We start from the raw sequence: 13,543 nt of genomic DNA on the forward strand, positions 1-13,543 counted from the left end.
CGAACGTCACGCGGCAATGGGCGCATGGCCCGTGGCGCCGCGCCTTGACCTTGGTCAAGCGGGGCGGGGCGGCGAAGTTCCACGACTGCGGGAGGGAAGCGGCGGGAGAAAACCGTCTGGCCGGATGCCCGGCGGCCGTCAGAGCCGGCCTTCGCGGGCGCGGCGGATGGCGGCGTTGAGCTCGCCGCCATACACGAAGATCGAGGCGGTGGTGTAGAGGAAGACGAGGGCGATCATCACCGAGGCGAGGCCGGCATAGGTGGTGACGTAGTTGCCCGCGAACTCGGCGAGGTAGCGCCCGAAGGCGGCGCCGGCGGCGAGCCACAGGCCGAGCGTGACGAGGATGCCCGGCGCCACTTCGGCGAGCGCGCGCCGCCCGGCCGGCAGCCACATATGGGCGACCACCAGCGCCACGATCAGGATCGCCGAGGTCGCGGCGTAGCGCAGGAAGGTGACGACCCAGCCGAAGGGCTGCAGCGCCGGCACCCAGCGCACCGCCGCCAGCCACAGCACCGGGCCGAGCACCACCAGGAAGGACAGCGCCAGCAGCCCGGCGGCGCCGACCACCACATAGCCGATCGATTCCAGCCGCAGCCAGTACCAGGCGCGGCTCTCGCGCACGCCATAGGCGCGGTTGAGGCCGATGCGCAGGCTCTCGATGCCGTTGGAGGAAAAGTAGATCGCCAGGATGACGCCGAAGGTCAGCACGTCGGTGCGCACTTGCGTGAGCACGTTGCGGATCTCGCTGCCGATGGGCGCGGCGACCTGCGCCGGCCAGGCCTCCAGCATGAGCTGGACGGTCTCGTCAGCGAGGTTCTTGAAGTCGAAGAAGGCCGCCAGCGATGTGACGAAGATCAGGAACGGGAACAGCGACATCAGCGCGGACAGCGCGATGTGGCTCGAAATGGCCCAGCCGTCGTCCTCGACGAAGCGCCAGAAGGCGTCCCAGGAGATGTCGAAGGCACGCATCAAGACAGCCGGTCTCCTCGAGCGAAGCAGGCAGGTGCTGCGTGACATCGGACGTCGCGGCGCAAATGGCAAGCCTGTCGGGCAGGAAACTGCCCCATGGAGAGCTCATGCGGCGCGGGTGGGGCCGCCGGCGGCGCCTTGCGCGCGCTGCCGGCCGGGCATCCCCGCGCAAGCGTCGGAGCGGCCCCGCAAATTCGCTTTGGCGCGAGCGGCGCGGGCTGTGGTAGATAGGGCGCCCGTTTCACGACCCTTCGATGAATTTCGACGAGAGACACACCGAGTAACTGCCATGTCCGCCGCCATCCCCTCCTCCCTGCGCGCCGTTCCCCCCGCCGAGACCCGTTCCGGCGAGCCGGCCTGCCCGCCGGAGGACGTGGCCGCGATCATGGCCGGGATCGGCTCCCGTGCCCGCGCGGCCGCGCGCATCCTCGCCAACACGCCGGCGGCGGCGAAGGAGGCCGGCCTGAAGGCGGCCGCCGGAGCGATCCGCGCCGAAGCAGGTGAGATCCTCGACGCCAATGCGCAGGACGTTGCCGCGGCGCGTGCCTCCGGCATGGGCGCCTCCATGCTCGACCGGCTGACGCTGACGCCCGAGCGGCTGGAGGCGGCCGCGCGCGGGGTCGAGGAGATCGCCGAGCTGCCCGATCCGGTCGGCAAGGTGACCGAGCGCTGGGAACGGCCGAACGGCCTGGTGCTGGAGCGCGTGCGCACCCCGCTCGGCGTCGTCGGCGTGATCTATGAGAGCCGGCCCAACGTCACCGCCGACGCTGGCGGCCTGTGCCTGAAGGCCGGCAATGCGGTGATCCTGCGCGGCGGCTCGGACAGCTTCTATTCCAGCCGGGCGATCCACGCGGCGATGGTGCGCGGGCTGACCGCGGCCGGCCTGCCGGCGGACGCGATCCAGCTCGTGCCGACCCGCGACCGCGCGGCGGTGGGCGAGATGCTGGCCGGGCTCGGCGGCAATGTCGACGTGATCGTGCCGCGCGGCGGCAAGAGCCTCGTCGCCCGGGTGCAGAGCGAGGCGCGGGTGCCGGTGTTCGCCCATCTCGAAGGGCTGGTGCACGTCTATGTCGACAAGGGCGCCGATCTCGACAAGGCGCTGACCATCGTGCGCAACGCCAAGCTGCGCCGCACCAGCATCTGCGGGGCGGCGGAGACGCTGCTGATCGATCGTGCCGGAGCCGGAACGTTTCTGGCGCCGCTGGTCACCATGCTGCTCGACGCGGGCTGCGAGGTGCGCGGCGACGCGGACGTGCAGGCGGTCGACCCGCGCGTGCTGCCCGCCACCGAGGAGGACTGGCGCACCGAATATCTCGACGCGGTGATCGCGGCGAAGGTGGTGGACGGGCTCGCCGCGGCGATCGACCATATCGAGACCCACGGCTCGCACCACACCGACGCGATCATCACCGAGGACCAGGCCGCGGCCGACACCTTCCTCGCCGAGGTCGATTCGGCGATCGTGGTGCATAACGCCTCGACCCAGTTCGCCGATGGCGGCGAGTTCGGCTTCGGCGGCGAGATCGGCATCGCCACCGGCCGCATGCACGCGCGTGGCCCGGTCGGCGCCGAGCAGCTCACCTCGTTCAAATATCGGGTGCGCGGCACCGGCCAGATACGCCCGTGACCCCGCCGGCGCCTTCGCCGCAGACGCGCATTCCCCCGCTCGCGCCGGGGATGCGCATCGGCCTCTATGGCGGCAGCTTCAACCCGCCGCACGCCGCCCATCGCGCGGCGAGCCTGCTCGCGCTCAAGCGGCTGGGGCTCGACCAGGTGTGGTGGCTGGTGACGCCCGGCAACCCGCTGAAGGACAATGGCGCCCTGCCCTCGCTCACCGCCCGGCTCGAAGCGGCGCGGGAGGTGGCGCATCACCCGCGGCTGGTGCCGACCGGGCTCGAGGCGGGGCTCGGCACCCGCTACAGCTTCGACACGGTGGCGGCGCTGACGCGGCGCTTCCCCGAGGTGCGGTTCGTCTGGCTGATGGGGGCGGACAACCTCGCCACCTTCCACCGCTGGCAGCGCTGGCGCGACATTGCCAGTCTGGTCCCGATCGCGGTGATCGACCGGCCGGGCTGCACCTTCCCTTCCATGACCTCGCCGGCGGCGACCGCGCTCGCGCGCTGGCGCCGGGCGGAGGAGGACGCGCCGTGCCTTGCGGGGGCCGCAGCGCCCGCCTGGGTGTTCCTGCACGGGCTGAAATCGCCGCTCTCTTCCACCCAACTGCGCGCCGCCGCGGCACGCCCGGGGTGACGCCGGCGCGTGACGCTGAGTCAATGTGGCGAACCGGCGGTTGAAAGGGGGCCGGTTCGGTCTTATCTTAACCGCGCATCAACGGCGGGATTCCGTCGTGATCGTTGCCGAAATGTCGAGAGGATCCGGACCCCTGTCCATCATGGCGCTCTCAGCAGCCGCCTCCACCCCGGCGACTGCACCCGTCTCCGAAGCGCGCTACGACGCCGAGGAGATTTTGGCCCTCGTTCTGGCCCGTCTGGAAGACGACAAGGCCGAGGACATCGTTTCCATCGAACTGCGCGGCAAGACGACCATCGCCGACTACATGGTGGTGGCCACGGGCCGTTCCCAGCGCCACGCGGGCGCCGTCGCCGAACACCTTGTCGAAGCGCTGAAGGCGCGCGGCGTCAAGGGCATTCGGGTCGAGGGCATGCCGGCGTGCGACTGGGTGCTGATCGATGCCAGCGACGTCATCGTCCACATCTTCCAGCCGGAAGTGCGCGGCTTCTACAACATCGAGAAGATGTGGTCGGGCGCGCTCGCGAGCGGCTCGTCACGCACGACGCGCGGCTGAGTCGCGCAGGGTGAGGCTGCTGATCGTTGCGGTGGGCCGGCTGAAGGCCGGGCCCGAACGCGAGCTCTGTGCGCGCTATCTCGACCGGGCCTCCAAGTCCGGCCGTGCGCTCGGGCTCTCCGGCCCGGACGTGGTCGAGATCGCGGAAAGCGCGGCGCGCCGCCCCGAGGACCGGATGGCGGACGAGGGCTCTTCGATCGTCGCCGCGCTGCCGGAGGAGACCGCCGTGCTCGGGCTCGACCCGCGCGGCGCCGCGGTGAGCAGCGAGGAGCTCGCCGCCGACATCGCCGCCCTGCGCGACCGGGGCGTGCGCGCGCTGTCCTTCCTGATCGGCGGGGCGGACGGGCTGAGCGATCAGGCGCGCTCGCGGGCCGACCAGCTCATCGGCTTCGGCCGTGCCACCTTTCCCCACCAGCTGGTCCGGGTGATGATGGCCGAGCAGATCTACCGGGTCGCCACCATCCTGGCCGGGCATCCCTATCACAAGGGCTGACGGCGAGGGCGGCCGACGGAACACGGTGGCGCTTTCGCTAACGCTTTGTTAACCACCCGGGCCCTCCCTTGCCCAGATGCGCCTCGCCGACATGATCACCGGCCGTTCCCACCGTCGCCCGTCCGCCTGCCGTCCCGCTCCGGGCCGGCTCGGGGCGGCGTGCATGGTGGCGGCGGTGTGGCTGGCCTGTGGCGCCCCGCTCGCCGCGCAGACCGCCGCCGACCCGAAGGACGCGGCCGCCCAGCACCAGCGGCGGATCGAAGAGCTCGACGCCGACATCAAGGGCAGCAAGGCCGAGCAGGAGCGCCTCGCGAGCGAGATCGCCGACCTGAAGGGCGACCGGACCAAGCTCAACGCCGCCCTGCTCGACACCGCGAAGAAGGTCCGCGACGTCGAAGGCAAGCTCGATGCCAGCGAGCAGCGCCTGCTCCAGCTCAACCGCGAAGCGTCCGACATCCGCGAATCGCTCGACGCGCGCCGCTCCGTGCTCGCCGAGGTGCTGGGCGGGCTGGTGCGGCTCGGCCGCCGCCCGCCGCCGGCGCTGCTGGTGCGACCCGACGACGCCTTGAAATCGGTGCGTTCGGCGATGCTGCTCGGCGCCGTGCTGCCGGAGCTGAAGGCCGAGACCGAGATGCTCGCCACCGAGCTGGCGGCGCAGGAGCGGGTGCGCCAGGAGAGCGCCCGCGAGCGCGACGCTCTCGCAGAATTGAAAGACAGCCTCGCCGGCGAGCGGCGCCGCACCGCGGCCCTGATCGACGAGCGCCAGAAGTCGCTCGAGGCGAGCGAGGCGGCGCTGCAGAGCGAGCAGCAGCACGCCGACGCGCTGGCTGCCGAGGCGAGCAACGTGCGCGACCTTCTCGCCCGCGTCGAGACCGAGATCACGGCGGCGCGCAAGGCGGCCGAGGCCGCGAAGGCGGCGCAGAACAAGGCGGGGCAAGGCCCGGCCGATCGGCTGGCGGCGCTGCAGGATCCGGGCCGGCTGACCCCGGGCATCGCCTTCGCCGACGCCAAGGGGCTGCTGCCGCTGCCCGCCGGGGGGACGGTGCTGAAGGCGTTCGGCGCCGATGACGGATATGGCGGGCAGGAAAAGGGGGTCTCGTTCGGCACCCGGACGGAGGCGCAGGTGACCGCCCCGAGCGACGGTTGGGTGGTCTATGCGGGGCCGTTCCGCTCCTATGGTCAACTATTGATCATCAATGCCGGCGGCGGATACCATATTCTTCTGGCGGGAATGGATAAGATAACCGTTGAGCTCGGACAGTTCGTGCTGTCGGGCGAACCCGTGGCGGTAATGGGGCAAGGACCACAATTGGTGTCGTCGGTCGGCCTTGGAACTGCCCAACCCATTCTTTACGTCGAGTTCCGTAAGGACGGTAATTCGATTGACCCAACCCCCTGGTGGGCGACGAGCGAGAGCGAGAAGGCACGCGGATGATGCGTAGGACGTCAGTGTTTCTCATTGGAGCGGCGGCCGGCGCGCTTGTCGCGGTGGGCGCCACGCAGCCGCGGCTGCTGCTGCAGCCGACGCAGGCCATGGCGGCCGCCTCGGATACCTACCGGCAGCTCAATCTGTTCGGCGACGTGTTCGAGCGGGTACGCGCCGACTACGTGGACAAGCCCGACGATGGCAAGCTGATCGAGGCGGCCATCAACGGCATGCTCTCCTCGCTCGATCCGCACTCCACCTACATGGACGCGAAGGACTTCCGCGACATGCAGGTGCAGACCCGCGGCCAGTTCGGCGGCCTCGGCATCGAGGTCACCATGGAGGACGGGCTCGTCAAGGTGGTGGCGCCGATCGACGACACCCCGGCCGCCAAGGCCGGCGTGCAGGCCGGCGACCTGATCTCCAAGCTCGACGGCGAGGACGTGAAGGGCCTCACCCTGAGCCAGGCGGTCGAGAAGATGCGCGGCGCGGTGTCGACCCCGATCAAGCTCACCATCATCCGCAAGGGCCAGGACAAGCCGATCGAGGTGACCCTGGTTCGCGACATCATCAACATCAAGTCGGTGCGTTCGCGGGTCGAGAACGGCGACATCGGCTACATCCGCATCACCTCCTTCAGCGAGCAGACCGGCGACGGGCTGAAGAAGGCGATCGAGGACCTGACCAAGCAGATCGGCGAGGACAAGCTCAAGGGCTTCATCATCGACCTGCGCAACAATCCCGGCGGCCTGCTCGACCAGGCGATCGACGTGTCCGACACCTTCCTCGACCATGGCGAGATCGTCTCGACCCGCGGTCGCGAGGCGGACGAGACCGAGCGGCGCAACGCCCGCCCGGGCGACCTGAGCGACGGCAAGCCGGTGATCGTGCTGGTGAACGGCGGTTCGGCCTCGGCCTCCGAGATCGTGGCCGGCGCGCTGCAGGACCACAAGCGCGCGACCATCCTCGGCTCGCTCACCTTCGGCAAGGGCTCGGTGCAGACCGTGATCCCGGTGTCGGGCAACGCCGCGATCAAGCTGACCACGGCGCGCTACTACACGCCGTCGGGCCGCTCGATCCAGGCCAAGGGCATCCAGCCCGACATCGAGCTGGTGCAGGACGTGCCGGCCGACATGAAGGAAAAGGCGGAAGCCGCCGGCGTCGAGATCACCCATGGCGAGGCTTCGCTCAAGGGTCACCTCAAGAACGGCGAGGACGAGAAGACGGGTTCGCCCGCCTATGTGCCGCCGGACCCGAAGGACGACACCCAGCTCAAGCTGGCGGTCGACCTGATGGAAGGCGTGCAGAAGAACGCCGCCTATCCGGCCGACCCGAAGGCGGCCGTGCCGAACTGAGCCGGTGCCTTCGCGCTGCGATATCGGAAACCCCGCCACCGTGCGGGGTTTCTTCGTTTTGGGCGGCTTTTTCGTTCCGGGGCGATCCCTGCCGCCGCAAGACCTTCGCCTTGCCGCGATCCTGCCTTGGTCCGGGTCGACAAGAGCGCCATGAGATCGCCTGATGACCCGTCGGCGCCTGCGCCGGCCGCCACGCATGAGCCTGCCGGTCCGCTCGACCGCGACGCGGTGCGCGATGGCGATCTTTCCAACGCCGCCTTCGGTATCTTCGGCCTCGCCGGCCTTGCCATCGTCGCCGTCGCGTCGGTCTGGTTCCTGACCCGGCCCGGCGCGGACGAGGATGTCGGCCTCGACCGCCTGTTCGCGACCGAGAACGCGCCGGTCCCGGCCGACGCGCCGATGCTGCGCTCGGGCTTCGACCTCGATTCCGTTCCCGGCGGCGGGCCCGGCGGCTTCACCTTCCTCGACGGTGCCACCGGCGAGCGCGAGGTGATCGGCACCGTGCCGGCCCCGGCTTCCGCGCGGGCCGACGTCGAGCCGGTGACGGTCACCCGCTAGCGACGCCCTCCCCGTGGGCGCTCCGGCAGGGCGGCGCTAAGCATAATGCGAGGCTTGCCTACGCGCCGTCACAGGACCCGCCTATGATTGCCCGGCGGCGACACGCCCGCCCGTCCATCGTGAAGTCCGGCCAAGATGACCCCGTTCGAACAGCTTCCCTATCGCCCCTGCGTCGGTGTCGTGCTCGTCAATCGCGCGGGACTGGTGTTTCTCGGCCAGCGCGTCGGCGGCCCCGAGCATGTCGACACCTATCATTCCTGGCAGATGCCGCAGGGCGGCATCGACGAGGGCGAGCAGCCGGGCGAGGCGGCGCTGCGGGAGCTCTATGAGGAGACCAATGTCTGCTCGGTGGAGCCGCTCGGCGAGTCCGCCGAATGGCTCGCCTACGACCTTCCCGAGCCGATCGCGCGCTCGGCCTGGAGGGGGCGCTATCGCGGGCAGAAGCAGAAGTGGATCGCGCTGCGCTTCACCGGCGAGGACAGCGAGATCGACGTCACCCGCCCGGGCGGTGGCAAGCACAAGCCGGAATTCATCAACTGGCGCTGGGAGCACCTCGCGCGGACGCCCTCGCTGATCATCCCGTTCAAGCGGCCGGTCTACGAGCAGGTCGCCCGCGAGTTCGAGGCGCTGGCGATGCCGGCCTGAGGGCGCGGGCGGCGGGCAGGCCAGCACGGTTCCGGCCGGCGAGCCTTGTCGCCCGAAAAATGCGAACGAACGTTCGTTCTTGACTCGTGCCGCTGCGTGATCTAGGTGAGAACGAACGTTCGCTCTCATTCTCGGAGCCTTCATGGCCGCCATTGCCTCCTCCGCCGCTGCGCCCAAGGCGCCGTCCCGTCCCGACCCGCACCGGCGGGTGCTGGATGCGGCGATCACCTGTTTCACGCGCAACGGCTTCCACGGCACCTCGATGCATGAGATCTGCGCCGAGGCGGGGATGAGCCCGGGCGGGCTCTATCGCTATTTCCCGTCCAAGGACGCGATCATCATCGCCATCGTCGAGGAGGAGCGCGCCGCGCGGGCGAGCCTGATGGCCTGCCTCGAGCAGGCGCCGGGCTTCGTCGCCGGGCTGGTCGCGATGGGCGACGCGCTGTTCTCCGGCGCGGTGCCGATGGCCTGCGTCGAGCTGGCGCCGGAGATTTCCGCCGAGGCCGCGCGCAACCCGGTGCTGAAGGCGAAGTTCGACGAGGTCGAGGCGGAGATGGAAGAAGTGATCCGCCGCGCCTTCGTCGCCGCCCAGGCGCGCGGCGAGGTCGACCCGGCGCTCGATCCCGACCTCGCGCTGGTCATGATCAACGCCATTGGCGACGGCCTGCTGCTGCGCAGCCGCCTCGAACCCGACCTCCCGCTCGCCACCCTGATGCCGCTGCTCGGCGAGCTGATCGCGCGCATGCTCGCGCCGCCGGCGGCCCCTCCTTCCTCGGACCTCACCCGATGAGCGCACGGATTCCCTCGCTGCGCGGGCGCATCGCGCTCGCCCTCACCATGACCGCTGTGGTGGTCGGCGTCGCCGGCTATGCCTTCCGCGACCGCATCGCCGAAGGGCTGCGGCTGAGCGAACCGGCCGAGGCCCGGGTCGCCGACCCGAAGCCGGACGAGGTGCGCGGCATCACCGTGTCGGTCATTCCCGCCTCCACCCGCACCGTCATCGACCGCTTGCCCGTCACCGGCACGCTGGTGGCGCGCGAGGAGATCATGGTCGGCCCGGAGCTCGACGGCTACCGGATCACCGACATCCTGGTCGAGGAGGGCGACCATGTGGAGAAGGGCGAGGTGCTGGCCCGCCTCTCGCGCGACATGCTGAACACGCTGCTGGCGCAGAACACGGCGAACGCGGCCAAGGCCAAGGCGAACATCGCCCAGCAACGCGCCCAGCTCGAGCAGGCGCAGGCGCAGAACACCGAGGCCGAGGCCTCCGTGGAGCGTGCGCGCACCCTGATCAAGACCGGCGCCACCTCGCAGGAGGTGCTGGACCAGCGTGAGCGCGCCGCCAAGGTGGCGAGCGCGCAGGTCACGGCGGCGCAGGAGGCGGTGGCGGCGGCCGAGGCCGAGGCGGCGCAGATCGCGGCCAATGGCGACGAGATCCGGGTCCGCCTGTCGCACACCGAGATCAAGGCGCCGGAGGCCGGCATCATCTCCTCGCGTTCGGCGCGCATCGGCGCCATCGTGCTCTCCGCCAACACCGAGCCGCTGTTCCGCATCGTGCGCGACGGCGCCATCGACCTCGACGCCGACGTGCCGGAATCGGCGCTGCCGCGCATCCGCGTCGGCATGCAGGTCGCGGTCACGCCGGCCGGCTTCGACACCCCCTTCGACGGCACCATCCGCCTCGTCGGCGCCAAGGTCGACGCTTCCACCCGCCTCGCCCGGGTCGCGGTGGCGCTGCCGGAGGACCCCCGGCTGCGTCCGGGCGCCTATGCGCGCGGCGTGATCGAGGTGGCCCGCCATGACGGGCTCGCCCTGCCGCAGTCGGCGGTGCAGTTCGACGCCGACGGCACCTTCGTGCTGGTGGTGGAGGACGACGTGGTGCACAAGCGCGCCGTCACCACCGGGCTGCGCGGCGAGGGCTATGTCGAGATCGCCGACGGGCTGAAGGCGGGCGAGAAGGTGATCGCCCGCGCGGGCGGCTTCCTGCGCGACGGCGACCGGGTGACGCCGGTCGCGCTCGCCGACGAAGCGGGGAGCGGCGCCTGATGGCACTCAACATCTCCGCCTGGTCGATCCGCAAGCCGGTTCCCTCCATCGTCCTGTTCGTGGTGCTGACCGCGATCGGCCTCTACACCTTCGACCGGCTGCCGATCACGCGCATGCCGAACATCGACGTGCCGATCGTCTCGGTGACCGTGACGCAGCCGGGCGCGGCGCCGAGCGAATTGGAGACGCAGGTCACCAAGCAGGTCGAGACCGCCATCGCCGGCGTGCAAGGGGTGAAGCACATCACCTCCTCCATCACCGAGGGCGTGTCGCTCACCACGGTCGAGTTCCAGCTCGAGACCGCGGTCGACCGCGCGGTGAACGACGTGCGCGACGCGGTGACCAATATCCGCTCCGAGCTGCCGCAGGACATCGAGGAGCCGCTGATCAAGCGGGTCGACGTCGAGGGCATGGCGATCGTCACCTATGCCGCCTCGGCGCCGGCCATGACGCCGGACGAGCTGTCCTGGTTCGTCGACGACACGGTGATCCGCTCGCTGCAGGGCGTGCGCGGCGTGGCGCAGGTGAAGCGCGAGGGCGGCATCGACCGCGAGATCCGCATCTCGCTCGACCCCGACAAGCTGGCCGCGCTCGGCGTGACGGCGGCGGACGTCAACCGCGCGCTCGCCGCCACCAATGTCGACCTCGCCGGCGGGCGCGGCGACATCGGCACACAGGAGCAGTCGGTGCGCACGCTCGGCGGGGCGACCAGCGTCGCCGACCTCGCCCAGACCCGGATCGCGCTGCCCGCGGACGGCAGCGGCGCGGCGCGCCAGGTGCGGCTCGCCGATCTCGGCACCGTCACCGACGGCGCCGCCGAGCCGCGCATCTTCGCCCGGCTCGACGGCAAGCCGGTGGTGGCGTTCGGCATCTACCGCGCCAAGGGCTATTCCGACGTCGTGGTCGCCCAGCGCGTCGACGAGGAGCTGCGCAAGCTCGAGGCCGCGCATCCGGACGTGCGGATCTCGCTCATCGATTCGACCGTGAAATACACCCAGGCCGACTATGAATCGGCCATGCACACGCTGATCGAGGGCGCGGTGCTGGCGGTGATCGTGGTCATGCTGTTCCTGCGCGACTGGCGGGCGACGCTGGTCTCGGCGCTGGCGATCCCGCTGTCCATCCTGCCGACCTTCTGGGTCATGGACCTGCTCGGCTTCTCGCTGAACGGGGTGAGCCTGCTCGCCGTGACGCTGGTCACGGGCATCCTGGTCGACGACGCCATCGTCGAGATCGAGAACATCGTGCGGCACATGCGCATGGGCAAATCCGCCTATCGCGCGGCCATCGACGCCGCCGACGAGATCGGCCTCGCCGTGGTGGCGACTACGCTCACCATCGTCGCGGTGTTCCTGCCGGTCAGCTTCATGGGCGGCATCGCCGGGCAGTATTTCCGCCAGTTCGGCATCACGGTCGCGGTCGCGGTGCTGTTCTCGCTGCTGGTGGCGCGCCTGCTCACGCCGATGCTGGCGGCCTATTTCCTGCGCGCGCACGGCCACGAGCCGGCGACCGACGGCGCGATCATGCGCTTCTACATCCGGCTGCTGCGGGCCTCGGTGCGGCATCGCTTCATCACCGTCGCTGGCGGCATCCTGCTGTTCATGGGCTCGATGTGGCTCTCCACCCTGCTGCCGTCCGGCTTCATTCCCAATTCGGACGTCTCGCGCTCGGTGCTGGCGGTCGAGCTGCCGCCCGGCGCGACTCTGCAGAGCACGCAGCGCGTGGTCGACCAGATCTCGGCCGAGCTGAAGGCGCAGCCCGAAGTGGCGAGCGTGTTCGCCACGGCCGGCTCGGGCTCGACCGGTGGCCCGGCCAACGCCGCCGGCGAGGTGCGCAAGGCGACCCTCATCGTCAACTTGGTGCCGCGCGCGGACCGCACCGAGACCCAGAAGCAGTTCGAGGGGCGGATGCGCGACGCGCTCACGCAGATCCCCGACATACGCTTCAATTTCGGCGCCTCGGGCGGGGCGGGCCCCGGCCAGCGCGAGTTCACCGTCATCATGTCCGGCTCGGACGGCGCGCAGGTCGAGAAGGCCGCGCTGAAGCTCGAGCGCGAGGTCCGCGCCAAGGTGACCGGCCTCACCAACGTCGTCACCTCGGCGGCGCTGGAGCGGCCGGAGATCCGCGTGGTGCCCAAGCTCGCCGAGGCGGCCGAGCTCGGCGTCTCGGTAGCCGACATCGCCCAGACCGTGCGCATCGCCACCATCGGCGATGTGTCGCAGAACCTCGCCAAGTTCTCGGCCGGCGACCGGCAGGTGCCGATCCGGGTCCAGCTCGACGAGGGCGCGCGCGCCAATCTCGGCACCTTCGAGACGCTGAAGGTGCGCACCGCCTCGGGCGCGGCGGTGCCGCTGTCCTCGGTCGCGCGGATCAGCTTCGGCACGGGTCCGTCCAGCCTCGACCGCTACGACCGCGCGCGCCGCGTCGCCATCGAGGGCGACCTTGCCGGCAACACCCAGCTCGGCGAGGCGCTGAAGGAGGTCTACGCGCTTCCCGCGGCGAAGAACCTGCCGCCCGGCGTCTCGCTGAAGGAGAGCGGCGACGCGGAGATCATGGCCGAGGTGTTCGGCGGCTTCGCCACCGCCATGGGCGCGGGCGTGATGATGGTGCTGGCGGTGCTGGTTCTGCTGTTCGCCAACGTGCTGCAGCCGATCACCATCCTGATCGCGCTGCCGCTTTCGGTGGGCGGGGCCTTCGTCGCGCTGCTGCTGACCAACAACGCCATGACGCTGCCGGTGGTGATCGGCTTCCTCATGCTGATGGGCATCGTGACCAAGAACGCGATCCTGCTGGTCGATTTCGCCATCGAGTCGGTGCATGCCGGGGTCGAGCGCACCACCGCGCTGGTCGAGGCCGGACGCAAGCGCGCGCAGCCGATCGTCATGACCACCATCGCCATGGCGGCGGGCATGATGCCCTCGGCCATCGGGCTCGGCGAGGGCGCCGACTTCCGCTCGCCGATGGCGATCGCGGTGATCGGCGGGCTCATCGCCTCGACCGTGCTGTCGCTGGTGTTCGTGCCGGCGGTGTTCACGCTGATGGACGATCTCGGCCGGCTGACCGGACGGATCTTCGGCCGCTTCGTCGGCGAGCGCGACGAGCCGCCCGAGCATGGCGGGCAGGGCGCGGCGGTGCTGCCGACCGTGCATGCCATGCCCCACCCGGTGGAGAACCGCCAGCCGCCCATCGCGGCGGAATGAACGAAGGCCCGCCCCCGGCCGGGAGCGGGCCTTCCTTTTCAGACA

The 13,543-nt window shown here is 70.5% G+C and carries 12 protein-coding genes; 11 read left to right on the top strand and 1 reads right to left on the bottom strand.

All coding sequences use genetic code 11. The features are described 5' to 3' along the window. Positions 1-138 precede the first annotated feature (138 nt). A complete protein-coding gene (locus NVS89_RS08825; RefSeq protein ID WP_258732244.1) occupies positions 139-972 on the bottom strand; it encodes a YihY/virulence factor BrkB family protein in 834 nt (277 codons plus the stop codon). Between the two features lie 382 nt (positions 973-1,354). Between NVS89_RS08825 and NVS89_RS08830 the strand changes: the two genes are divergently transcribed. The 11 genes from NVS89_RS08830 (at position 1,355) to NVS89_RS08880 (ending at position 13,498) form a co-directional block, all read left to right on the top strand. Then, positions 1,355-2,596, top strand: a complete 1,242-nt coding sequence (locus NVS89_RS08830) for a glutamate-5-semialdehyde dehydrogenase (RefSeq protein ID WP_258732383.1) — start codon at positions 1,355-1,357, stop codon at positions 2,594-2,596. Positions 2,597-2,646: 50 nt separating this feature from the next. Next, positions 2,647-3,219: a nicotinate-nucleotide adenylyltransferase gene (locus NVS89_RS08835; protein ID WP_258732384.1), complete on the top strand. Its 573-nt coding sequence runs from the start codon at positions 2,647-2,649 to the stop codon at positions 3,217-3,219. 142 nt (positions 3,220-3,361) lie between these two features. Beyond that, the gene (gene rsfS, locus NVS89_RS08840) at positions 3,362-3,775 is read left to right on the top strand and encodes a ribosome silencing factor (RefSeq protein WP_258732385.1); all 414 of its coding nucleotides are present in this window, start codon (positions 3,362-3,364) and stop codon (positions 3,773-3,775) included. Positions 3,776-3,785: 10 nt separating this feature from the next. Then, complete coding sequence (gene rlmH, locus NVS89_RS08845) at positions 3,786-4,268, top strand: 23S rRNA (pseudouridine(1915)-N(3))-methyltransferase RlmH (protein WP_258732245.1); 483 nt, start codon at positions 3,786-3,788, stop codon at positions 4,266-4,268. Positions 4,269-4,431: 163 nt separating this feature from the next. Continuing rightward, positions 4,432-5,703, top strand: a complete 1,272-nt coding sequence (locus NVS89_RS08850) for a murein hydrolase activator EnvC family protein (RefSeq protein WP_258732246.1) — start codon at positions 4,432-4,434, stop codon at positions 5,701-5,703. Continuing rightward, positions 5,700-7,049: a S41 family peptidase gene (locus NVS89_RS08855; protein ID WP_258732247.1), complete on the top strand. Its 1,350-nt coding sequence runs from the start codon at positions 5,700-5,702 to the stop codon at positions 7,047-7,049. The genes NVS89_RS08850 and NVS89_RS08855 overlap by 4 nt, the downstream gene beginning before the upstream one ends. A gap of 150 nt (positions 7,050-7,199) precedes the next feature. Further along, the gene (locus NVS89_RS08860) at positions 7,200-7,607 is read left to right on the top strand and encodes a hypothetical protein (protein ID WP_258732248.1); all 408 of its coding nucleotides are present in this window, start codon (positions 7,200-7,202) and stop codon (positions 7,605-7,607) included. Positions 7,608-7,742: 135 nt separating this feature from the next. After that, positions 7,743-8,252, top strand: a complete 510-nt coding sequence (locus NVS89_RS08865; RefSeq protein ID WP_258732249.1) for an RNA pyrophosphohydrolase — start codon at positions 7,743-7,745, stop codon at positions 8,250-8,252. Positions 8,253-8,394: 142 nt separating this feature from the next. Then, positions 8,395-9,042, top strand: coding sequence for a TetR/AcrR family transcriptional regulator (locus NVS89_RS08870; RefSeq protein ID WP_258732250.1), 648 nt, complete (start codon positions 8,395-8,397; stop codon positions 9,040-9,042). Then, positions 9,039-10,298, top strand: a complete 1,260-nt coding sequence (locus tag NVS89_RS08875; RefSeq protein WP_258732251.1) for an efflux RND transporter periplasmic adaptor subunit — start codon at positions 9,039-9,041, stop codon at positions 10,296-10,298. The genes NVS89_RS08870 and NVS89_RS08875 overlap by 4 nt, the downstream gene beginning before the upstream one ends. Next, positions 10,298-13,498, top strand: coding sequence for an efflux RND transporter permease subunit (locus NVS89_RS08880; protein ID WP_258732252.1), 3,201 nt, complete (start codon positions 10,298-10,300; stop codon positions 13,496-13,498). Before NVS89_RS08875 ends, NVS89_RS08880 begins: the two co-directional genes overlap by 1 nt. Positions 13,499-13,543: the final 45 nt, after the last annotated feature.

The sequence above is a fragment of the Ancylobacter mangrovi genome, from assembly GCF_024752355.1.
In the GTDB taxonomy this organism is placed as follows: domain Bacteria; phylum Pseudomonadota; class Alphaproteobacteria; order Rhizobiales; family Xanthobacteraceae; genus Ancylobacter; species Ancylobacter mangrovi.